Raw genomic sequence first — 22,174 nt, 5'->3', positions numbered from 1 at the left:
ACCGGCAGGACCCTGCGGCCCGGGCCGTACGGAGCGGCAACGGACGGCGGCGCACCGGATCCAGTGGTGCGCCGCCGTCCGTTGCCGTCCGTCGTCGTGCCCGGAGGTGCGGCCGTGCCCCGCCCCCGGAGCCGCTCCCGGCGTGGCCGGTACAGTGGGAAGGTCGTCATCACACCCGCACGGGGAGAAGCCGGTGCAATCCCGGCGCTGACCCCGCAACCGTAACCACCTCCGGTGGTGAGCCGGACCGCCCTGTACGGAAGTGACCGGCTCGTGCCACCGGAAGCCTCCGGTGGCCGGCACCGTCGAGGTATACGGAGCCGGAGCCCCGGTGCCTGAGTGGGCCCGTGTCCCGGCTTCCCCGCAGGAGAGGCCCCGCCCGCCATGACCCTTCGCCGCAGCGCCACCGCGCTGGCCGCATCCGCCATACTCTGCGCGGCCGCTGCCCCGACGGCCTTCGCCGACTCCGCCTCGCCGTCGGCCTCGGCGTCCCCGGTGCTCCCCTCCGGCCTGTACGGCAAGACGGACCCCAAGTACGACGGGGTCTGGCGGCAGTCCCTCGCGCTGATCGCGCAGGACGCCACCGGGGTCCGCCCCGCCGCGAAGGCCGTCGACTGGCTGACCGGCCAGCAGTGCGCCGACGGCGCCTTCACCTCCTTCCGCGCCGACGTGACGAAGCCGTGCGACGGGAAGGAACTCCTGGACACCAACGCCACCGCGGCCGCCGTCCAGGCGCTGAAGGCGCTCGGCGGGCACGACGCCGCCGTGAAGAAGGGCGCCGGCTGGCTGAAGTCGGTGGCGGGCAAGGACGGCGGCTGGAGCTACAACCCGGGCGGCGCGAGCGACGCGAACTCCACGTCGGTGGTGATCGGCGCGCTCGCCGCGGCCGGGGAGCCGACGGCGAAGGCGGAGAAGATGCTGGTCTCGCTCTCGCTCCCGTGCGACGCCAAGGAGGGCGGCGGCGGCTTCGCGTACCAGCCCGACAAGAAGTCGGGGAAGCTGTTCGCGAACGCCGACGCGACGGGCGCCGCCGTGCTGGGCACCCTGGGCTCCGGCCTGGCACCGCGCCCCGGCGGCAAGGACGTCGGCGGCACCGGCTGCCTGAACGCCTCTTCGCCCGCCCAGGCCGCGCACAACGGCGCCACCTACCTCGCCGGGGCGACCGCGGGGAAGGCCTATCTCAAGTCCGCGATGCCGGGCGCCGAGGACCAGCCCGACTACGGCAACACCGCCGACGCGGTGACCGCGCTCGGCGCCGACGGCCTCACCGCGCAGGCCAGGCAGCCGCTCGCGTGGCTGGAGCAGCACGCGGCGGGATGGGCCCGGCAGAGCGGCCCCGCCGCATACGCCCAGCTGATCTTCGCGGCCCGGGCGAACGGGGTCGACCCGCACGACTTCGGCGGCGCGGACCTGGTCAAGCAGCTCAACGCGACCGGCCCCGCCCCCGCGTCCTCGGCGAAGGCGGCCGACTCGAAGAAGGACAGCGACAGCTCGGGCGTCAGCGTCTGGTGGATCGTCGGTGTCGGTCTGGTCGCCGGGATCGGGATCGGCTTCCTGCTCAGCACGCGCGGCAGGAAGCGGCAGGCCTGATGCGCCGCCCGACACTCCCCACGCACCGCGTGCGGTCAGGTTCCGTACGGCTGGTCGCCCTGGCCGTCGCGGTGGGCGCGGCGCTCACGGCGCTCGGGGCGGCTCCCGCGCAGGCCGCCGGGTACCGGTACTGGTCGTTCTGGGACCGCGCGGGCAGTGGCTGGCAGTACGCCACCCAGGGCCCGTCGACGGCCCGGCCCGCCGACGGGGACGTTCAGGGCTTCCGCTTCGCCGTCAGCGCGGACTCCCAGGACGCGAGCAAACCGCGCGTCCCCGCGCACACCCCTCTCACCTTCGACGGCATCTGCGCGAAGACCCCGGCCGATGGCGGCTCGAAGCGCATCGCGCTGGTCATCGACTTCGGTACGGCGGCGGACGCGCCGGGCGGCGAGAAGCCGCCCGCCGAGCGCACCGTGTGCGCGCGGGTCGGCGGGGACGCGACCAGCGCGGAGGCGCTCGCCGCCGTCGCCAAACCGCTGCGGTACAACAGCGACGCGCTGCTCTGCTCGATCGCCGGCTATCCGAGGACCGGCTGCGGCGAGCAGGTCTCGCAGACCCGGAAGGGCGGCAGCGAGACACCGGCCGGCAACGCCGCACAGAACGACAGCGGCGACAGCGGCGGGCCCTCCGCGGGACTCGTCGGCGGGATCGCCGCGGTGGTCGTGCTCGGCGCGGCCGGTGTATGGCAGGCACGCCGCAGGCGCACCAGCGGATGACGGTGTCGCTCCGGGCCCCCGCCGTCGGCCGCAGCAACGCCCTGCATGCCGGGGCCTGGTGGCTGTGGGCCCTCGGGCTCGCCACCGCCGCGTCCCGCACCACCAACCCGCTGCTGCTCGGCCTGCTGGTCGGCGTGGCGGGCTATGTGGTGGCGGCCCGGCGCACGGCCGCGCCGTGGGCCCGCTCGTACGGCACGTTCGTGCGGCTCGGGCTGTTCGTCATCGGCATCCGGCTGGTGTTCTCGGTCGTGCTCGGCTCGCCGGTCCCCGGCTCGCACACGCTGTTCACGCTGCCGGAACTCCCGCTGCCGCACTGGGCGCAGGGGGTACGGATCGGTGGGCGCGTGACGGCCGAGCAGCTGGTCTTCGCTCTGTACGACGGCGCCAAGCTGGCCACCCTGCTGATCTGTGTAGGCGCGGCCAACGCGCTCGCCAACCCGGCCCGGCTCCTCAAGTCCCTGCCGGGCGCCCTCTACGAGGTCGGGGTGGCCGTCGTCGTCGCGATGACCTTCGCGCCGAACATGGTGGCCGACGTGGTGCGGCTGCGCACCGCGCGACGGCTGCGCGGCCGTCCCACCGGCGGGGTCAGGGCGGTCCTGCAGATCGGGCTGCCGGTGCTCGAAGGCGCGCTGGAGCGGTCGGTCGCCGTGGCGGCGTCGATGGACGCACGCGGCTACGGCAGGACGGCGCAGGTGCCGCGTGCGGTCCGGCACACCACCACCGTGCTGACGCTCGGCGGACTGCTCGGGGTCTGTGCGGGGACGTACGGTCTGCTGGCCGCCGAGGGCGCCTCGTACGGCCTGCCAGTGCTGGGCATGGGAGTGCTGGCGGCACTGGCCGGGCTCAGGCTGGGGGGCCGCCGGTCCGTGCGGACCCGCTACCGGCCGGACCGGTGGGGCCCGCGCGCCTGGCTGGTCGCGGGCTCGGGGGTCGCCGTGGCCGCGTTGATGATCTGGGCGGGCGGCCGCGACACGGCGGCCCTGCACCCCGGTGTGGTCCCGCTCGTCGCCCCGGTGCTGCCGCTGTGGCCGGCGGCCTCGGTGCTGATCGGACTGGTGCCCGCCTTCGTGGCCCCGGTACCCGTACCCGCACCCGTACCCGTATCCAAGGAGAGGCAGCAGTGATCCGGTTCGAGCAGGTGTCGGTCACCTACGCCGATGCCCGGGAGCCCGCCGTGCAGGGGGTCGACCTGACCGTGCCCGAGGGGGAGCTGGTGCTGCTCGTCGGCCCCTCCGGTGTCGGCAAGTCCACGCTGCTCGGCGCGGTGTCCGGTCTGGTGCCGCACTTCACGGGCGGGGTGCTGCGCGGCCGGGTCACCGTCGACGGCCGGGACACCCGGACCCACAAACCGCGCGAACTCGCCGATCTGGTGGGGACGGTGGGCCAGGACCCGCTGGCCCACTTCGTCACGGACACGGTCGAGGACGAGCTGGCGTACGGCATGGAGTCACTTGGTGTCGCCCCGGACGTGATGCGCAGGCGGGTGGAGGAGACCCTCGATCTGCTGGGCCTCACCGAACTGCGCGACCGCCCGATCGCGACGCTCTCCGGCGGTCAGCAGCAGCGGGTCGCGATCGGCTCCGTGCTGACCCCGCACCCCAAGGTGCTGGTGCTCGACGAACCGACGTCCGCGCTGGACCCGGCGGCGGCCGAAGAGGTGCTGGCCGTCCTGCAACGGCTGGTGCACGACCTGGGCACGACCGTGCTGATGGCCGAGCACCGGCTGGAGCGGGTGGTGCAGTACGCGGACCAGGTGATCCTGCTGCCCGGCCCCGGCGAGGCTCCGGTGCTCGGCGTGCCCGCCGATGTGATGGCGGTGTCCCCGGTGTTCCCGCCGGTCGTGGCGCTGGGCAGGCTGGCGGGCTGGGATCCGCTGCCGCTGTCCGTACGGGACGCCAGACGCCGGGCCGCGGCGCTGCGCGAGCGGTTGGCGGACCGCGTCCGCACGGACCCGCCCGCTCCCCCGCCGGCCGGGCCCGTCGCCACAGCGGAGCGGCTGGGCCTGCGGCGCGGGCGGATCGAGGCGCTGCGGCAGGTCTCCCTCTCGGTGCGGCCCGGCGAGACGGTCGCCCTGATGGGACGCAACGGCGCGGGCAAGTCCACGCTGCTCGGCACGTTCGTCGGGATGCACGAGCCGTCGTCCGGGTCGGTCCTGGTCGGCGGGAAGACCCCGCACCGGACCGCGCCGCGCGAGATGATCCGCCGGGTGGGGCTCGTCCCGCAGGAGCCGCGCGATCTGCTGTACGCGGACACGGTCGGCGCGGAGTGCGCGGCGGCCGACGCGGACGCGGGCGCGGACCCCGGCAGTTGCCGGGCCCTGGTCTCCGAACTGCTCCCCGGTGTTCCGGACTCCATCCATCCGCGTGATCTCTCCGAAGGGCAGCGCCTCGCTCTGGCGCTGGCGATCGTGCTGACCGGGCGCCCCCCGCTGCTGCTGCTCGACGAGCCGACGCGCGGTCTGGACTACGCGGCGAAGAGCCGCCTCGTCGGGGTGCTGCGCGCGCTGGCCCGGGACGGGCACGCCATCGTGCTCGCCACCCACGACGTGGAACTGGCCGCCGAGCTCGCCCACCGGGTGGTCATCCTGGCCGACGGCGAGATCGTCGCGGACGGGCCGACACCGGAGGTCGTGGTGTCCTCGCCGTCCTTCGCCCCACAGGTCTCGAAGATCCTCGCGCCGCAGGACTGGCTGACGGTGGCCCAGGTACGGGAGGCGCTGTGAGAGCCGTCGGGCTCGGGCCCCGCTCGGTCGCCGCGCTCGTCCTGATCACGGTGATGGGGGTGTTCGCCTTCGGCTGGCCGCTGCTCGCCGACTCCGCGTCCGGGCTCGCCCACTCGCAGGACGCCCCCTGGCTGTTCGCCGCGCTGCTCCCGCTGCTGGTGGCCGTGGTGGTGGCGACCATCGCCGACGCCGGTCTCGACGCGAAGGCGGTGGCGATGCTCGGCGTGCTGGCGGCGGTCGGCGCCGCGCTGCGCCCGCTCGGCGCGGGCACGGCGGGGCTGGAGCCGATGTTCTTCCTGATGGTGCTGAGCGGGCGGGTGCTCGGGCCCGGATTCGGCTTCGTGCTCGGCTCGGTCACCATGTTCGCCTCCGCCCTGCTCACCGGCGGGGTCGGGCCGTGGATGCCCTTCCAGATGCTGGCGATGGGCTGGTTCACGATGGGCGCCGGGCTGCTGCCGGGCGCCCGTCGGCTGCGCGGGCGGGCCGAAGTGCTGATGCTCGCGGGATACGGGTGCCTGGCGGCGTTCGCGTACGGCACGGTCATGAACCTGCAGGGCTGGACCTACATCGGCGGGCTCTCCACCGGGATCTCCTTCCACCCCGGTGACGCGGTCGGGGCCAACCTGACGCGCTTCCTCGCCTACTGCGCGGCCACCTCGCTCGGCTGGGACCTGGGGCGGGCGGCCGTCACCGTCGTCCTGACCCTGGTCGTCGGCCCGGCCATCCTGAAGGCGCTGCGCCGGGCGACCCGGCGCGCGGCCTTCGAGGCGGAGGCCGCGTTCGGGACGGGGACGGCCTCCGCGGCGGAGGCTGCCTCCGCCGCAGGGGCGGGCCCCGTCGCAGGGGCGGACCCGGCCGGTCCTGCCCGGCCCGGATCCGCCGCGGGCTCTACAGCCGCTGAATGATCGTGCCGGTGGCCAGCGCGCCACCGGCACACATCGTGATGAGTGCGAACTCCTTGTCCCGGCGCTCCAGTTCGTGCAGCGCGGTGGTGATCAGCCGGGCGCCGGTCGCCCCCACCGGGTGCCCCAGCGCGATCGCCCCGCCGTTCACGTTCACCTTCTCCAGGTCCTGTTCGAAGACCTGGGCCCAGCTCAGCACCACCGAGGCGAACGCCTCGTTGATCTCCACGAGGTCGATGTCCTTGAGCGACATCCCCGCCTTGCCGAGCACCGCACGCGTCGCGTCGACCGGCCCGTCCAGATGGAAGTGCGGGTCCGAACCCACCAGCGCCTGGGCGACGATCCGGGCCCGCGGCTTGAGCTTGAGGGCTCGCGCCATCCGCTTGGACGCCCACATGATCGCGCAGGCGCCGTCGGATATCTGTGAGGAGTTCCCCGCGGTGTGCACGGCGACCGGCATCACCGGCTTCAGCCCGGCGAGCCCCTCCATGGTGGTGTCGCGCAGCCCCTCGTCGCGGTCGACCAGGCGCCACATGCCCTGCCCTGCGGCCTGCTCGTCCTCGGTGGTGGGCACCTGGACGGCGAACGTCTCCCGTTTGAAGCGCTCCTCGGCCCAGGCCGCCGCGGCCCTCTCCTGCGAGAGGAGACCCAGCGAGTCGACGTTCTCACGGGTCAGTCCCCGGTGGCGGGCGATCCGCTCGGCGGCCTCGAACTGGTTGGGCAGGTCGACGTTCCACTCGTCGGGGAAGGGCTTGCCGGGACCGTGCTTGGAGCCGCTGCCCAGCGGCACCCGCGACATCGCCTCGACACCGCAGCTGATGCCGATGTCCACGACGCCGCCCGCGATCATGTTGGCCACCATGTGGCTGGCCTGCTGCGAGGATCCGCACTGACAGTCCACGGTGGTCGCCGCCGTCTCGTACGGCAGCCCCATCGCCAGCCACGCGCTGCGCGCCGGATTCATGGACTGCTCGCCCGCGTGCGTGACCGTACCGCCGACGATCTGCTCGACGCAGTCGGCGTGGATGGCGGTGCGGCCCAGGAGTTCACGGTAGGTCTCGCCCAGCAGATAGGCGGGATGGAGATTGGCGAGGGCGCCTCCACGCCTGCCGATGGGGGTACGTACGGCTTCGACGATGACGGGTTCCGCGGCCATGAGCTCGTCCTCTCCTCCACGTCCGCCGGGGCGTCCCGGCGCCCGGCGGAAGAACTGATACGCGTTCTAGTTCTCTGTGCAGTCTTATGAGTGCTACCCCCGGTACGCAAGGCCCGTGCACGGTCTTGCGGTGCCGCACGCCCTCTTGGCGCGCAACAACTCCGTCCGGAACCCTTGCTCCTTGTAGAACTCGTTACTATCTTTCGGACCACTTCTGATGGGTCGTCAGACGGTCCGCGCCGGACACAGTCAGCCAGACAGCAGTCAGCCAGACCTGGAGTTGGAGGAGCCGATGCACTGCCCCCATCTGCCCGAAGGGTTCGACTTCACGGATCCGGATCTTCTCCAAGCCCGGGTCCCGCACCCGGAGTTCGCCCAGCTCCGACAGACCGCGCCGGTCTGGTGGTGCACCCAGCCGACCGGGATCGCGGGCTTCGGCGACGAGGGGTACTGGGCCGTCACCCGGCACGCGGACGTCAAGTACGTCTCCACGCACCCGGAGCTGTTCTCGTCGAACACCAACACCGCCGTCATCCGCTTCAACGAGTCGATCAGCCGCGACCAGATCGACGTACAGCGGCTGATCATGCTCAACATGGACCCGCCGGAGCACACCCGGGTCCGCCAGATCGTCCAGCGCGGCTTCACCCCGCGCGCCATCCGCTCACTGGAGGACGCCCTGCGCCACCGGGCCCGCTCGATCGTCGAGACCGCACTGGCGGGCGCGGCGGACGACGGCTCCTTCGACTTCGTGACCAACATCGCGGTGGAGCTGCCGCTCCAGGCCATCGCGGAGCTCATCGGCGTACCGCAGCAGGACCGGTCAAAGATCTTCGACTGGTCCAACAAGATGGCGGCGTACGACGATCCGGAGTACGCGATCACGGAGGAGGTCGGCACCGAGGCGGCGATGGAGATCGTCTCGTACGCGATGAACCTCGCCGCTGACCGCAAGGAGTGCCCGGCCAAGGACATCGTGTCCACGCTGGTCGCGGCGGAGGGCGAGGGGAACCTGTCGTCCGACGAGTTCGGCTTCTTCGTCATCCTGCTCGCCGTCGCGGGCAACGAGACCACCCGCAACGCGATCAGCCACGGCATGCACGCCTTCCTCACGCACCCCGAGCAGTGGGAGCACTACAAGGCCGAACGGCCGGACACCACAGCCGAGGAGATCGTGCGCTGGGCCACCCCGGTGGTCTCCTTCCAGCGCACCGCGACCCAGGACCTGGAGCTGGGCGGGCAGCAGATCAAGGCCGGTGAGCGGGTCGGCATCTTCTACTCGTCGGCCAACAACGACCCCGAGGTCTTCGAGAACCCGGAGCAGTTCGACATCACCCGCGACCCCAATCCGCACCTCGGCTTCGGCGGCGGTGGCCCGCACTTCTGCCTGGGGAAGTCCCTCGCCGTACTGGAGATCAACCTGATCTTCAACGCCATCGCGGACGTACTGCCGGACCTCAGGCTGACCGGTGACCCGCGGCGGCTGCGCTCGGCGTGGCTGAACGGGATCAAGGAACTCCAGGTGAACCGCGGCTGACCGGCCGGGGGCCGGGCCCCGGCCGGAGGACCGTCAGCCGGCCCCGGCCGCCTCCGGCTCGGGCTCGGAGGACGGGGGTCCGGAGGACGGGGGTTCCGGCTCCGGAGGGGCGGCGGTGCGAGCGCGGCCGGGCGCACTCCCGCCCGCCGCACCGTCCTCCGCCACGTCGTTCGTCCCGTCCTTCGCCGTGCCCTTCGTCCCGTCGTCCGGCACCTCGTTCGGCACGCCCTTCGTCCCGTCGGCCGGCACGGCGTCGGGCGCCAGCAGCCTGCGCGGGCCCGCCAGTAGATACGTGAGCCCGAAGCCGAGCGCCACCACCGTCGCCCCGCCGATCGCGTCGAGCACCCAGTGGTTGGCGGTGGCGATGATCGCGCTGACCGTGAAGAGCGGGTGGAGCAGCGCGAGCGCCTTCATCCAGCGCTTCGGGACCAGGACCGCGACGGTGACGCCGCACCACAGCGCCCAGCCGAAGTGCAGCGAGGGCATCGCCGCGTACTGGTTGGTCATCGCGGTCATCGCGCCGTAGTCCGGGTGCGCCAGGTCCTGTACCCCGTGGACCGAGTCGATGAAGCCCAGGCCCGGCATCAGCCGGGGCGGGGCCAGCGGGAAGAAGTAGAACCCGACCAGGCCGAGGAGGGTCGCGAACGAGAGCGACGTACGCGCCCAGCGGTAGTCGCTGGGGCGGCGGACGTACAGCACGGCGAGGATCGCCAGCGGCACCACGAAGTGGAACGACTCGTAGTAGAAGTTGAAGAACGATTCGAGCCAGTGGACCTTCACCACCGCGTGGTTCGCCCAGTGCTCGATGTTGATGTGCAGGGCCTTCTCGATCGAGACGACCGTACGGCCGTGCGCCTCGGCGGCGGACCGGCCGCCGGTCGCGGCGGCCCGGATGTGCGAGTACACCGAGTAGCCGACGCGGATCGCGAGGAGTTCGAGCAGCAGATTGGGGCGGGTCAGCACCCGCCGCCAGAACGGCAGCAGCGGCACCCGGCTCCAGCGGGCCGGGACGGGCGCGGCGTACACGGTCGGCTCGGCCGCGTCCCAGCCGGGCGCGGTGCGGCCCATGAACGGCACGGCGCAGGCAGCGGCCAGCGCGGTCAGCAGCACCGCGTTGTCGCGCACCGGGTACAGCGCCGCCATGTTGGGCAGCAGCATCGTGCCCGGCAGGGTGCTCACCAGCACGACCACGGCGGGCCAGACCATCCGGTCGGCGGCGCGCCGGCCGACCCGGCCGACGACCGCGAGCAGCACCCACAGCAGCTGGTGCTGCCAGGCGGTCGGCGAGACGGCGACCGCCGCGCAGCCGGTCACCGCGACGGCGAGCAGCAGCTGTCCGTCCTGCGCGTACCGCGCGGCGCGGCGCAGCGCGAGCACCGAGACCGCCACCGCGAGGACCAGGAAGACCACGATCTCCAGCGGCCCGTGCAGCCCGAAGCGCAGCAGGGCGCCGTGCATGGACTGGTTGGCGAGCCCGTCCGGGTGCGAACCGAGACCGGCTCCCGCCACGTGGTGGACCCAGTACGTCCAGGAGTCGCGCGCCATCAGGGCCCAGGCGAGGGCGGTGCAGACGGCGAAGGCGGCGGTGGTGGAGAGCGCGGCGCGTCTGCGGCCGGTCAGCCAGAGCAGCGGTACGAAGAGCAGCACGGTGGGCTGGAGCGCGGCCCCGAGCCCGATGAGCACTCCGGAGCCCCGCTCGTCCCGTACGGCGAAGCACCCCAGCAGGACGAGCAGCACCGGGATGATGCTGGTCTGGCCGAGGTGGAAGGCGTTGCGCACCGGCAGCGAGAGCATCAGCAGGCTGATCGCGACGGGCGCGGCGATCAGCGACGTACGCCGGGAGACCTCGCCGGGCAGCGCCCGCGCCGCGACCATGCCGAGGACGACGACGAGGAGCAGCGACCCGAAGGTCCAGGCGACACCGAGGCTCTGTTCGGCGGAGCGGGTCAGCGGCTTCAGCACGAGACCGGCGAACGGGGTACCGGTGAACTTTCCCGTCGCGTAGAGCGGCCCGCCGATGTGCAGCACGCCCTCGGCGCCGGTCCACGTCTCCAGGTCGGTGAGGCGTCTGCTGGGCGGCAACCGCAGTATGGCCGCCACCTGCCGGACCGCCAGTGCGGCGACGACCAGCCAGAGCACCGCCCGTGCCCGCTCGATTCCCGCTCCTGCGTCCACCGCAGTCCGCGCCCCGCTGTGCCCGTCGTTCGCCACGCCCCGCCGGCCCTCCGCCCGTCCTCATTACCGGAGATACCCGGCCCTTTGTCTGATAGAGACTCGCACTGCTCCGGAGCAGGGACGCAGGCAACCCCCTGTTCACCTGACCCGGCCCATACAGTTCCGGCCAAGGGTCGCGGTGAAAGCGACCATTGGCGGTACGGCGACACCCTCGCCGGGATCGCCGTCCCGGCTCGCCGGTGACCGGCTCCCCGGGCCTGTCCAGCCGGGCCATTCAAGCACTGCCCGGGCCCGGCCGCAGGCCCCTCCGGTCCGTGGCCCCCTCGGCGCCACGTACGCCCGTGGCCGCGCCGGGCGGTGCCGGGCCTCCCGCCGGGTTGTCCGGAACCGACCTCCTCCGCACGCCGTCTGTGCTCGTGTCGGACGGCGGCACGGCACGGCACGGCGGCAGGCCACGGCGACGGGGAGAGGCCACGGGGGATGCGGGGACAGGGGATGCGGGTACGAGGGCTGCGGGTGCGGGCGATACGCGGACCGGGAACGCGGCGGCGGAGCAGAACGCTGCTTGTGGTGCTGGCGCTGCTGGCGGTGCAGTTGGGATCCCTGATGGCACCGGCGTACGCCTGCGGGTGCGGTGCGCTGGTGCACGACCCGGCGTCCCGGCTGAGTGTGGACCGGGAGACGTCGGCGGTGCGCTGGGACGGTCGCAGCGAGCAGATCGTGATGAGCCTGACGGTCGCGGGGAACGCGGCGCGGGCCGCCTGGATCATGCCGGTCCCGCACCGGGCCACGGTCACGCTCGGCGACAACGCTCTCTTCGACGCGCTGGATTCGGTCACCGCACCGGTGCACCGCACCCGCGACCACTTCTGGCCGCGCAGCGGCGACTGGCCGTTCGCCTCCGGGTCCGGTGGTGACGGCACGTCCGGCGCCGCGCGCCCCGCGGGCGCTCCCGCCGTCGGTGTCGTCGGCCGCGAGCGGCTGGGCCCCTTCGACGTCGCCCGGCTGACGGCCACCGACCCCGGGGCCCTGGACAGCTGGCTCCGGGTGAACGGCTTCCGGCTGCCCGGCGGGATGTCGCAGGACCTGAAGCCCTACGTCGACCAGAAGTGGGAGTACGTCGCGGTGCGGCTGGCCCCCGACCGCAAGGGCGGCACGCTCACGGGCGTCCTCGACCCACTGCGGCTGAGCTTCGCCAGCGACCGGCCCGTCTATCCGATGCGGTTGTCCCGGCGGGCGCGGAATCCCCAGACCCTGGGGCTGTACGTGCTGGCCGCGCACCGGATGGAGCCGCGGAGTGCCATCGGCGGGCTGCCGCCCGAAGTGACGTACGCCGGGCGGATTCCGTCCACCGGTGCGCTGGGCCGCTTCGCGGACGGTGAGCGGTATCTGACCGCGCTGCGACAGAGCTTCCCCGAACCGTCCCGGATCGACGGGGACCACGAACTGCGCCGTACCGCCTCCGACCGCCCCTACCAGCGGGTGATCTTCGAGGAGAAGCTGCTGACGGTGGGCGGGCTCCCGGTCTGGCTGCTGACCGCGGGCGGAGTGCTGGTGGTGCTCGTCGTGGCGGCGCTGCTGCTGGTGCGCGCCCGCCGCCGTCGCCCGGTCGCACCTCCGCCGCCGGTGCAGGGGCCGCCGCCGCTCCTCTGACCCGCCCGGCACGTACGGGCGCCCGGACGGCAGGGTGGGCGACATGAGCATCGTGAAGATCAATGAGTCTGCCGACCCACGCACATGGACGAATCTGAGGAGCCCCGGCCCAACCCGTGCACGGCTCACGAACTGGGCACGACGACACCCCGACCCTTCCGCCGTGGGGGGAGGCAGGCGGACCAGTGGGGGCAGAGGTCAGCTGACACCTCGGTCAGCCCGCGCGGGCACAGGAGTACCCGTGTGGATCGGACAGGGACGGTCGGGCCATGCCTGCCGCTTCGCCTCACGGTGGCCATTGGCCGACCAGCGCGGTGCAGACATCACAACCGCGCGCGGGAGCGGGCGACCCGCCTGGTTCGGATAATTGAACTGGGCCTGACATCGTCGTCTGGTCGCGCAGGTGACCGCACCTCCCGCTGTGGCTGATGCGTCGAGCATTCCGCCACGATCGGGGGGACTCCAGGGATGGAGCGTCCTAGTTACGCCACGCTAATTGGCTACGCCGAGGAATTCCGCGATCGGGCGCAGCCCCGCGGGGCGTGATGGAAGTTCCCACAGGTCATTGACGATGGCCACAGCCAGCGTGTGATGCCGCATCCACGTGGGCGCAACACGCCGCAGCGACTCCAGTGCCTTGACAGCCCCGTCCGCGTTCCCCAGGTCGGTGTGAGCCCGTGCCACGTCAAGGAGCAGCCATGTACGCCATGACGAGGGCGTGTCCTTCGACAGGCGCATGCCTTTGGCCAGCTCCAGAGCCTCCGCCGGCCGCTCGTGCTGCACAGCCAGACGGACGCGCTCGATGCGGACGGAAGACTTGCTGAAGATGGACAGGAGCCGTCCGTCACCCTCGGTGGGCGGCATCTTCGCCAGGCGTCCGGCGGCCTTTTCAGCGGCGCGCATCATCGTGTCGGCGCTGTCGTACTCGTCCAACCGCGCGTATGAGGTGGCCGCGCTCATCGTCAGCCCGCCCCAGACGCGGAGCCCGGAGGCGTCGTCAATGAGGCCGTCCCGTTCCAGATTCTGAGCCGCGTGCAGAGCAATGCTCTTCGCGTCGTCCAGGCGGTTGGACCTCTGGTACGCCCACGCCGGAGAGTTACAGATCATCGCGACCAGAAGCGGATCCCCTGAGACCTGGGCAGCACCTATGGCACGCTCCAGAGCCGCCAGAGCCAGATCGAGCTTGCCCAGACGGATGCTCAGGTGTCCGGCCAGCTGATACGCCTTGCCGAGTGCGGCTTGCCCCTCGGTACCCTCCTCGGACGCCGTGAGACGAGCGTCAGCGAGGATCCCAGGCAGCAGGTTCAGAAGCTGCGGGAACTCGGCAGAGTGATAGAGACTCCAGGCGTCGGCGATCTCGGCCCGCAGGAGAGAAGGCGTCAGTACGTCTGCCCCGTCGGGGTCCTCGGGTGGAGCGAACACGAGCGGGTGAATGGCCCTGCGGACGGCTACCAGCTGGGGCGGATCAGCTTCACCGGTGGACGGGACCCCAGGCGGGTCCCCCAGGAGCGTGGTCAGCTCGACTCCAAGCCCCTTGGCCAAGGCGTGGAGGGTAGGCAGCCGTGCGGAACTCTTCCGCTTCTGCTCAAGCTTCCGGATGACGTCGACGGAGACGCCCGACCGCTCGGCCATTCCCTCTTGCGTGAGGTCGGCCAGGCGCCGGAGTCGACCGATCTTGTCTCCAAGGTGCTCGCTCACACCCTGACGGTACGCCGCGGTGGCCCGAGAGCGGGAGCCGAACGACGGTCAGCTCAGTCCCGCCACACGCAGAGTGCGCCGGTACAGCCCTCACGCGCACATTGATCCTGGAAAAAACGGCTCACCAGGCTTCGGGGGCGACTGTGAGTCGTCTTCACGCTGTTTCTACCGCCTGATGTACGAGACTGCTCTCACGTGGTCCAGATCAGGTGTCCACGTTCGGTCTCGTCCAGTAAGAGGTGCCACGTGCCCAGCGTCGTAAAGATCAATGTCCTGACCGTGCCCGACGAGCAGCGCGAGGTACTGGAGAAGCGGTTCGCCTCCCGCGCGGGGACGGTGGAGAACTCCGACGGCTTCGAGTGGTTCGAGCTGCTCCGCCCGGTCGAAGGCACCGACGACTACCTGGTGTACACGCGGTGGCGCGACGAGGAATCGTTCCAGGCGTGGATGGAAGGCCCCATGAAGGCGGCCCACCAGGGCGGCGGCGACCGCCCGAAGCCTGCCTCCAGCGGCTCCTCGGTGTGGTCCTTCGAGGTCGTGCAGCAGGCGGCGCCCAAGAGCGCATAGTTCTCGGCGGTCACTTGCTCGGTACGGTGCCCCGCACCTGGACAACCCGGTGCGGGGGCCGACTTCGCGCAGTGGACGGCCACGTCCATGCCCGCGGCGGCGGCGCAGAGAGCGGCGAGCGTCCCAGGCCCGCCGCCTCCGGCTCGTCCCTGTGGCCTTCGAGGCCGTCCAGCAGGCCGCCCCGAGGAACGGCTGATCAGAGCTTCAGCAGACGCTCCGTCGCCTCGCGATAGGCGCGGAGCGCGAGCCGCAGCTCTTCCGTCTCCGTCGCTCCGTCCTTGCCGCGCCTGTCGTGCCAGGACGTCCGCAGGCTCCTGGACCGCTCGGCGAGGAGGGCGGTCACCCTGGTGACCGTCTCGTCGAGGACCCGGTCGGCCTGCTCGACCGCCTCCCTCGGGGCGTCCACGAAACCGCTGACGGCTCCGTGCAGTCGGCGCTCCAGCTTCTCGCGCTCACCGGCGGACACGAGTCCGGCGGCGGCCGGTTCAGTGGCGGCCGGGGCGGTCGCGGGGAGGTCGGTGGCTTGCTGGCCAGCCGTGGTGGTCCGGCCGTGGCCGGTGGCGGGCGCGGTGGTGTGCCGGGCTGCCTCCTCGGCCTCGAACCCGGTACCCCGTACGTCCGCGGCCGGTTCCGCGCCCGCCTCCGCGACGGAGTCCGGCACCGGCGCGGTCGCGTGGCCGCCCGCCGTGCCCGCCTCGAAGCCGTCGCCGCGTACCTCCGGGACCCGCAGATCCGAGCCGTTCCCGTCGGAGCCGCGCGCATCCGAACCGCGTGCTCCCGAGCCGGTCCTGTAGCCGGGGGCGTTGCCGGTCCCTTCGGGGCCGTTCCCGACGACCGGGTCCTGGACTCCCGCCGTCGGATCGGACACCGTGCCCGCTCGCCCGGCCCGCTCGGCCTCGGTCTGCCCCGGCGCCGCCGCCGGCTGCTCCGTCCCGTCCCGCTGCTCCGGCAGAACCGCCCGCTCCGGCCGTTCCTGTTCGTACGCCATTACGCACCCTCTCCCTTCGCCTGGTGCCGCGTCGGCAGCACCTTCTGGCGGTCGCGGACCGGTTCGGGCCTGCGGTCCGGGTCGTGCTTCCTCGTGGACACCAGCTCGCCGAAGAGCCCGCGCGCTTCGAGAAGTGCGGCCCTGAGATCCTCGGTGCCCGCTCCGGCCTCCACCGAACTGTGCAGCGTGCGGTAGCCGTTGACGTGGTGCGGGTGGTGGACCGACAGCGCGTCCACATGGTTCTCACGGTCCTCGGCAGCCGGGAATCCGCGTTCCTGGGCCAGGGCGGCGACGAGCCGGTCGGCCTCGGCGACCGCCTGCTGCGGCGAGTCGACGAACTGCTCCTGGAGCCCGGTCCACCGGGACACGTACCGTTCGCGCGTCTCCGGGGTCAGCGGACGCGTCTCCAGCGAGCCGTGGCGCTTCACACGCTCACCGAGCTCCGCCTCCGCGGCCCGGGTGTCCCCGTCGTGGCGCGCCAGCACCCGGTCGTACTCGGGGCCGAAGCGGCGTCTCAGGCTGCCATGGCGGTTCCCCCTGCCGGGTGCGAAGTACAGAAAAGCGGCGACAACGGCGACGAACACCACGATCACTGCGACGATCAGGACTGTGGGCATGGGTACCTTCCTCCTCGCGGACGGGCGGTTATTCGTACGCCGTTCGAGTGTCCCGGAATTCGGGTGCCAAACGGCGGCGCCTCGGCGACACTGCCTCCGGTGACCTGGATCGTGGCCCCCGAGCCGTTCGACACCCCCGACGCGTACGCGCTGCGCCGCTCCTACTACGGCGAGGTGGCAGGCCGTTACTGGCGGCGGGCCGCCACCCGGCAGGAGATCGACGACGGCCTGTCCAGCGACGGTGTCGAGCAACTCGCTTTCCCCACCGGCGAGTTCCTCGTCGGGCGGTACGCGGGCGAACCCGCCTCCTGCGGCGGGGTGCTGCTGCTCGACCCGGCGACCGCCGAGCTCACCCGCGTGTACACCCGCCCCGGACAGCGCGGCACCGGCGGCGGCGGGATCCTGCTCGCCGCACTGGAGGACGCGGCGCGGCGGCTCGGGGCGACGAGGATGGTGCTGAACACCCGGCTGGATCTCGTCGAGGCGCGCGGGCTCTACGTACGCCAGGGGTACGAGGAGATACCGGCGTACGCGACCGGCCCGTACATGGAGATCTGGTACGGAAAGCATCTGTAGTCACCGACCTGTGACCACTGAACTGTCCTGTGGCCACTGATCTGTAGCTGCGACTGCCGATCCATAGCGGCGCAGGAGGGGCCGGCCGCGTCAGACCGTCCGGTGCTCGTGCTCGCGCGGCCATTCGGCGTCCGAGCCGCACAGCTCGCCGTTCAGCTCCTCGACCAGGACGACCAGATCGGTGGGCCGTTCGGGACCCCACCAGTCGCCGAGCAGTTCCGCGAGGGACTCCTCACGGGCCTTGGCGAGCCGGGCCGCGACGTTCACGCCCGGGTCGGTCAGCGCGAGCTGCACCCCTTCGCGGACGGCGAGGCCGCGCTCCTCGGCCTGCCGGGCCGCCTCGGTGATGGCCCGCAGCGGGACCGGCGCGGTCTCGGCCAGCTGACCGGGCTCGACCAGGCCGTGGCGTTTGATGCGCAGCAGCAGCCAGCTGGTGGCGGGGAGCAGGTCGTAACCGGCCTTCGCGGTGATCGTCTCGTAGATCTCACGGCGCCCCTCCCGGCTGCCGAGCACCGAGAGGGCCCGCATCACCTCGTCGTACGAGGACCGCTGGACCGGGTTGGAGGCGAGTGTCTCGGTGACTTCGGGGGTGGTGACCGAGCCGCGCAGCTTGTCCTCCTTCAGGAACCAGGAGACGGCGAACGCGAGCAGCACCACGGGGACCGCGTACAGGAACACATCGGTGATGGACGAGGCGTACGCGTGCAGCACCTGCGGGCGCAGCCTCGGCGGGAGTGCGGCGATGGCCCGCGGGTCGGCCTGCAGGCTGCCCGCGCTCACCCCGGGCGGCAGCGGGCGGCCGGCCAGGGCGTCGCTGAGTTTTCCGTGCAGCCGGGTCGTGAAGATGGTGCCGAAGATGGCCACGCCGAAGGACGCGCCGATGGAGCGGAAGAAGGTGGCGCCCGAGGTGGCGACGCCGAGGTCCTGGTAGCTCACGGCGTTCTGCACGACGAGCACCAGGACCTGCATGACCAGGCCGAGTCCCAGGCCGAACACGAAGAAGCTGAGGCTCATCGACCAGGTGGAGCTGTGCTCGGTCAGCCGGTGCAGCAGCGCGAGCCCGATCGCGGTGATGCCCGTCCCGGCGACCGGGAAGACCTTCCAGCGGCCGGTGCGGCTGACGATCTGGCCGGAGGCGGTCGAGGAGAGCAGCAGGCCGAAGACCATCGGCAGCATGTGCACGCCGGACATGGTCGGCGAGACGCCCTGGACGACCTGGAGGAAGGTCGGCAGATAGGTCATCGCGCCGAACATCGAGAAGCCGACGATGAAGCTGATGAGCGAGCAGAGGACGAAGGTCCTGATACGGAAGAGCTTCAGGGGCAGTACGGGTTCGGCGGCGCCCCGTTCGACGCGCAGGAAGGCGGCGAGCAGCACGACGGCCAGCACCGCGAGCCCGATGATCTGCGCCGACGCCCAGGCCCAGGTGGAGCCGCCGAGCGAGGCGACGAGCACCAGGCAGGTGGCGACGGACGCGATGAGGAACGTACCGAGGTAGTCGATGGTGTGCTTCGTCGAGCGGACCGGGATGTGCAGCACGGCGGCGATGACACCGAGGGCGATCACGCCGATGGGGAGGTTGATGTAGAACACCCAGCGCCAGGTGAGGTGTTCGGTGAAGAGCCCGCCGAGCAGCGGCCCCAGGACGCTCGTCGCGCCGAAGACGGCACCGAACAGCCCCTGGTACTTGCCGCGTTCACGGGGCGGGACGATGTCGCCGACGATCGCCATCGACAGCACCATCAGGCCCCCGCCGCCGAGGCCCTGGAGCGCGCGGAAGCCGATGAGCTGCGGCATGTTCTGCGCGACACCGCAGAGGGCGGAGCCGACCAGGAAGATGACGATGGCCGTCTGGAAGAGCTTTTTGCGGCCGTACTGGTCGCCGAGCTTCCCCCAGAGCGGTGTGGCGGCGGTCGAGGCCAGCATGTACGCCGTGACCACCCAGGACAGATGCTCCATGCCCCCGAGGTCGCTGACGATCGTGGGGAGTGCGGTGGAGACGATCGTCTGGTCGAGGGCGGCGAGGAGCATTCCGAGCAGCAGGGCGCCGATCGCCACGAGGACGGACCGCTGGGGTTGCCCGTCGGCCGCCACCGGCGCCGCCGGGGGTGCCGGGGTTTCCTGAGCCATGCCTCCCATCCTGGTGCTGCGGCATGGACGCCGCGAGTTCAGCCGCCGGTTCAGCCACGAGCCGAAGGGGGCGGCCCCGGTGGGCCATGAGGCCGGCGATCCGCTGCGGGTCCGGCCGTACAACGCGGCCCCCGGATCCACCACCGGATCCGCCGAAGGACGGGGCGGGGACCGCGTACCCAGCAGAACCGGCCACCGCCGAGCGGGTGACGGGGCGGGGACCGGTGCCGCCTCGGGCCGGGGGGCACTGCCTCTGGCGCTCAGCACACTTTATTTTGTACCCTGACGAAACAAAGTGGTTCCGCCCGCACACCCTGACCGGCGGGCGGGACCACCTTGTCCCCGTCTCCGCGCCTCGGGCCGGAACAGAGGCCGGAACAGATTCGGAACAGATCACTCAAGGGCCGCGCCCGCGGTCTCCGGCGCCCAGGCCGCCGAGACGACCGCACCGAGCACGAGGAAGCCCGCGAGGATGGTCATCGAGGTGGCGAAGCCGAGGTGGTCGATGGAGAGCGGCAACAGGAACGTACCGATGGCGGAGCCCACCCGGCTGAGCCCGTTCAGCAGGCCGACGCCGGAGCCCCGGAGGGGGGTCGGGAACAGCTCGGGGGGATAGACCTGGTCGAGGTTGGAGGCCGCCGACATCACCAGGGTGAACACCAGGAAGAGCACGAAGAGCAGCAGCTTCGGCCCACCCGGCCAGAGCCCCATCGGACCGAGCGCGAGCGCCATCACGACGAACGAGCCGGTGACGAAGGCGCGTCGCGAGAAGCGGGCCACGCACCACAGACCGGCGACGCTCCCGAGGAAGAGGAAGCCGTTGAGCAGGCCGTCCACGGTGACGCTCTCGTCCATCGCGAACTTCGCGAGCACCACGGGCAGGAAGGTGTAGATGGCGAAGTACGGGATGACCTGGCAGTTGTAGTACAAGATCCCGAACGTGGTGGCGCGCCACTGCTCGTGGCTGAACAGGTCCCGGTAGGAGCCGGACGAGGAGGTCTCGGACTGCGGGGTGCTGCGGACCGATTCGAAGTCGACGTTCGGGCCGATGTACCGCGCGACGACGGCCCGCGCCTCCTCGATGCGGCCCTCAGATCTGGGCCACCGAGGCGACCGTGATGAGGGCGAAGTTCAGCGTGTAGAGCTTCTGCCGGCCGATGCGGTCGGCGAGCCAGCCGAGGGCGATGCTGCCGATGAGGGCGGACGCGCCGAGCATGCCCTGCCAGACGGCGCCCAGGCCCATCTGCGGGGCCATGAGGGTGAGGGCGATGCCGATGACGCCGAGCTGGTACCCGTCGGAGAAGTTGGCACCGAAGGTCAGCGCGGTGACCTTGAGGTGGAAGCGGTTGAGGGGCGCGTCGTCGAAGGAGTACGACGTGGCCGGGGCAGGAGGCGAGGCAGGAGCGGGGGGTGGTGAGGAGGTGCCGGTGTCTGCCATCGGGTCAGGTTGTCCCCTCGGTCACGGCTGCTCGGGGCGGCCCGCCCGCCGGCTGCGGCACACGGAGCCGACAGGCGTGCATGGATAGTTTCATGCAGCATCAATTCTGAATTGATACATGTCAAGAGGTCTGCACGCCTGTACGCCGGGGTGGCAAACTCCGCCGCACCTGCACGGATGAAGAGCCCTCACATCTTTTGTATCGTGGTGAAACAAAGAATCGCCACAGGACATACACGACAGGACATAGAGGATGGATGCCTTGAGCAACGAACGACTCGTGGGTGCGTGCAAGGCCGTGCTCCTCGACATGGACGGGACGCTGGTGAACTCCGACGCCGTCGTCGAGCGCATCTGGCACCGCTGGGCCGTCGCCCACGGCCTGGACCCGCACGAGGCACTCAAGGTGGTGCACGGCCGCCAGGGGTACGCGACGATGGCCATCCTGCTCCCGGGCCGCCCCGTGGAGGAGAACTACGCCGACAACCGCGCGATGCTCGCCCTGGAGACCGCCGACACCGAGGGCGTCGTCCCGATCCCCGGCGCACCGGCCTTCATGGCGTCCTTGACCGGCCTTCCGCACGCCCTGGTCACCTCGGCGGACGCGGCGCTCGCACGGGCCCGGATGACGGCCGCAGGTCTGCCCATGCCGGAGGTCCGGGTCACAGCGGAGAGCGTCGGCGCCAGCAAGCCGGACCCGGAGGGCTTCCTCAAGGGCGCGGCCGAGCTGGGCTTCGCCCCCGAGGACTGCATCGTCTTCGAGGACTCGGAGGCGGGGATCGCCGCGGGCCGGGCGGCCGGCATGCGCGTCGTGGGCGTGGGCCCGCGCGCCACCGCCCACCGGCCGACCGCACAGGTGCCCGACCTGACGCGGATCCGCGTCGAGCGGGCGGACGACGGCTCCCTGCTGGTCCACCTCACGGACTGACGGGCCACGCCGGGGCCGCGGGGCCGGGCCACCTCACCACTCACCGGCCGACCGGCGCGGGCCGCGCGGCTCACCGGCCGACCGGAGCGGACCCGGCGGGACGGACCGCGCCTGCGGGACCCCCCGCTCCCCCGCCCCTTCCACCCGTCCCACCGGGACCCGCCGGGACCTGCCGGGTCAGCCCGCGATGGCCTCGTACAGGCTGAATCCCGCGAGCACCAGCATCAGACCGGCGGCGATCTTCGTGATCAGCCTCAGCGGTACGTGCTTCATCAGCTTGCGGCCACCGAGGATGCCCAGACCGCCCACCGCCCAGAGCGCCAGCACCGCACCGATGCCCACCGAGACCGGGCTGTCGTAGCGGGCCGCCAGGTTCGCCGTCATGATCTGGGTCAGGTCACCGAACTCGGCGACGAGGATCAGCATGAAACCGGCCCCGGCCACCTTCCAGAAGGACTGGTCGGCGGGGGCCTTCACCTCTTCCTCCTCCTCGTCCTTCTTGAAGAGCAGCATCGCCGCCCCCGCGAGGAAGAGCGCGCCGACGATCGCCTGAAGCAGCCGGTGCGGAATCAGGGTCAGCACGCTGCCCGCGGCGATGGCGAGTGCGACATGGACGGCGAAGGCCGCCGCGACCCCCACGAAGACGTACGAGGCCCGGTAGCGGGTGCCCAGCATCAGACCGGCGAGAGCGGTCTTGTCGGGGAGTTCGGCGAGAAAGACCACGCCGAAGGTGATCGCCAGGATCGTGAAGCTGATCACGGATTGATTCCTCAATCGGTTC

General features: G+C 71.8%; 19 protein-coding genes and 1 riboswitch. Of the genes, 10 read left to right on the top strand and 9 right to left on the bottom strand.

Annotated features, from left to right (window positions below; translation table 11 throughout):
• Nucleotides 1-143 precede the first annotated feature (143 nt).
• A riboswitch (cobalamin riboswitch) is annotated at nt 144-270 on the top strand.
• Between the two features lie 114 nt (nt 271-384).
• The 5 genes from OG285_RS26165 to OG285_RS26145 are packed head-to-tail and all read left to right on the top strand — an operon-like array spanning nt 385 to nt 5,933.
• Nucleotides 385-1,590: a prenyltransferase/squalene oxidase repeat-containing protein gene (locus OG285_RS26165; protein ID WP_371792403.1), complete on the top strand. Its 1,206-nt coding sequence runs from the start codon at nt 385-387 to the stop codon at nt 1,588-1,590.
• A complete protein-coding gene (locus OG285_RS26160; RefSeq protein WP_371792402.1) occupies nt 1,590-2,306 on the top strand; it encodes an SCO2322 family protein in 717 nt (238 codons plus the stop codon). The genes OG285_RS26165 and OG285_RS26160 overlap by 1 nt, the downstream gene beginning before the upstream one ends.
• Nucleotides 2,303-3,430, top strand: coding sequence for an energy-coupling factor transporter transmembrane component T (locus tag OG285_RS26155; RefSeq protein WP_371792401.1), 1,128 nt, complete (start codon nt 2,303-2,305; stop codon nt 3,428-3,430). The genes OG285_RS26160 and OG285_RS26155 overlap by 4 nt, the downstream gene beginning before the upstream one ends.
• Nucleotides 3,427-5,028: an ATP-binding cassette domain-containing protein gene (locus tag OG285_RS26150; RefSeq protein WP_356825371.1), complete on the top strand. Its 1,602-nt coding sequence runs from the start codon at nt 3,427-3,429 to the stop codon at nt 5,026-5,028. The genes OG285_RS26155 and OG285_RS26150 overlap by 4 nt, the downstream gene beginning before the upstream one ends.
• A 53-nt stretch (nt 5,029-5,081) precedes the next feature.
• On the top strand, nt 5,082-5,933 hold the full coding sequence (locus OG285_RS26145) for an ECF transporter S component (protein ID WP_371793622.1): 852 nt from the start codon (nt 5,082-5,084) through the stop codon (nt 5,931-5,933).
• On the opposite strand, the gene OG285_RS26140 is transcribed toward OG285_RS26145, so the two are convergent.
• Complete coding sequence (locus tag OG285_RS26140; protein WP_356825373.1) at nt 5,917-7,086, bottom strand: steroid 3-ketoacyl-CoA thiolase; 1,170 nt, start codon at nt 7,084-7,086, stop codon at nt 5,917-5,919. The genes OG285_RS26145 and OG285_RS26140 overlap by 17 nt on opposite strands.
• A gap of 292 nt (nt 7,087-7,378) precedes the next feature.
• On the opposite strand from OG285_RS26140, the gene OG285_RS26135 reads away from it, so the two are divergent.
• Nucleotides 7,379-8,623: a cytochrome P450 gene (locus OG285_RS26135; RefSeq protein ID WP_356825375.1), complete on the top strand. Its 1,245-nt coding sequence runs from the start codon at nt 7,379-7,381 to the stop codon at nt 8,621-8,623.
• A 33-nt stretch (nt 8,624-8,656) separates the two neighbouring features.
• Here OG285_RS26135 and OG285_RS26130 read toward each other — a convergent pair whose 3' ends face one another.
• Nucleotides 8,657-10,762 (bottom strand): bifunctional glycosyltransferase 87/phosphatase PAP2 family protein, encoded by a 2,106-nt coding sequence (locus OG285_RS26130; RefSeq protein ID WP_371793621.1) that lies wholly within the window; start codon nt 10,760-10,762, stop codon nt 8,657-8,659.
• Between the two features lie 642 nt (nt 10,763-11,404).
• Here OG285_RS26130 and OG285_RS26125 point away from each other — a divergent pair.
• Nucleotides 11,405-12,451 (top strand): DUF2330 domain-containing protein, encoded by a 1,047-nt coding sequence (locus tag OG285_RS26125; protein WP_371793620.1) that lies wholly within the window; start codon nt 11,405-11,407, stop codon nt 12,449-12,451.
• A 492-nt stretch (nt 12,452-12,943) separates the two neighbouring features.
• On the opposite strand, the gene OG285_RS26120 is transcribed toward OG285_RS26125, so the two are convergent.
• The gene (locus tag OG285_RS26120) at nt 12,944-14,149 is read right to left on the bottom strand and encodes a helix-turn-helix domain-containing protein (RefSeq protein ID WP_371792400.1); all 1,206 of its coding nucleotides are present in this window, start codon (nt 14,147-14,149) and stop codon (nt 12,944-12,946) included.
• A gap of 246 nt (nt 14,150-14,395) precedes the next feature.
• On the opposite strand from OG285_RS26120, the gene OG285_RS26115 reads away from it, so the two are divergent.
• Nucleotides 14,396-14,716 (top strand): antibiotic biosynthesis monooxygenase, encoded by a 321-nt coding sequence (locus OG285_RS26115; RefSeq protein ID WP_371792399.1) that lies wholly within the window; start codon nt 14,396-14,398, stop codon nt 14,714-14,716.
• A 196-nt stretch (nt 14,717-14,912) separates the two neighbouring features.
• On the opposite strand, the gene OG285_RS26110 is transcribed toward OG285_RS26115, so the two are convergent.
• On the bottom strand, nt 14,913-15,704 hold the full coding sequence (locus OG285_RS26110) for a hypothetical protein (protein WP_371792398.1): 792 nt from the start codon (nt 15,702-15,704) through the stop codon (nt 14,913-14,915).
• Nucleotides 15,704-16,321 (bottom strand): hypothetical protein, encoded by a 618-nt coding sequence (locus OG285_RS26105; RefSeq protein WP_356825381.1) that lies wholly within the window; start codon nt 16,319-16,321, stop codon nt 15,704-15,706. The genes OG285_RS26110 and OG285_RS26105 overlap by 1 nt, the downstream gene beginning before the upstream one ends.
• A 99-nt stretch (nt 16,322-16,420) precedes the next feature.
• On the opposite strand from OG285_RS26105, the gene OG285_RS26100 reads away from it, so the two are divergent.
• Nucleotides 16,421-16,897, top strand: coding sequence for a GNAT family N-acetyltransferase (locus tag OG285_RS26100; protein ID WP_371792397.1), 477 nt, complete (start codon nt 16,421-16,423; stop codon nt 16,895-16,897).
• Nucleotides 16,898-16,987: 90 nt separating this feature from the next.
• Here the strand turns inward: OG285_RS26100 and OG285_RS26095 are convergent, their stop codons facing one another.
• The 3 genes from OG285_RS26095 to OG285_RS26085 all read right to left on the bottom strand — a co-directional run bounded on the left by OG285_RS26095 (nt 16,988) and on the right by OG285_RS26085 (nt 20,465).
• The gene (locus tag OG285_RS26095) at nt 16,988-19,027 is read right to left on the bottom strand and encodes an MFS transporter (protein WP_356825385.1); all 2,040 of its coding nucleotides are present in this window, start codon (nt 19,025-19,027) and stop codon (nt 16,988-16,990) included.
• A gap of 393 nt (nt 19,028-19,420) precedes the next feature.
• The gene (locus tag OG285_RS26090; RefSeq protein WP_371793619.1) at nt 19,421-20,110 is read right to left on the bottom strand and encodes an MFS transporter; all 690 of its coding nucleotides are present in this window, start codon (nt 20,108-20,110) and stop codon (nt 19,421-19,423) included.
• 7 nt (nt 20,111-20,117) lie between these two features.
• On the bottom strand, nt 20,118-20,465 hold the full coding sequence (locus OG285_RS26085) for a hypothetical protein (RefSeq protein ID WP_371792396.1): 348 nt from the start codon (nt 20,463-20,465) through the stop codon (nt 20,118-20,120).
• A 262-nt stretch (nt 20,466-20,727) separates the two neighbouring features.
• Here OG285_RS26085 and OG285_RS26080 point away from each other — a divergent pair, with 262 nt between their 5' ends.
• Nucleotides 20,728-21,393 (top strand): HAD-IA family hydrolase, encoded by a 666-nt coding sequence (locus OG285_RS26080; protein WP_371792395.1) that lies wholly within the window; start codon nt 20,728-20,730, stop codon nt 21,391-21,393.
• A gap of 177 nt (nt 21,394-21,570) precedes the next feature.
• Here the strand turns inward: OG285_RS26080 and OG285_RS26075 are convergent, their stop codons facing one another.
• A complete protein-coding gene (locus OG285_RS26075; protein ID WP_356825391.1) occupies nt 21,571-22,152 on the bottom strand; it encodes a TMEM165/GDT1 family protein in 582 nt (193 codons plus the stop codon).
• Nucleotides 22,153-22,174 lie beyond the last annotated feature (22 nt).

This window comes from Streptomyces sp. NBC_01471 (assembly GCF_041438865.1).
Taxonomy (GTDB): Bacteria; Actinomycetota; Actinomycetes; order Streptomycetales; family Streptomycetaceae; genus Streptomyces.
Note: the sequence above shows the minus strand (reverse complement) of the source record. Positions and strands in the feature narration are given on the sequence as shown.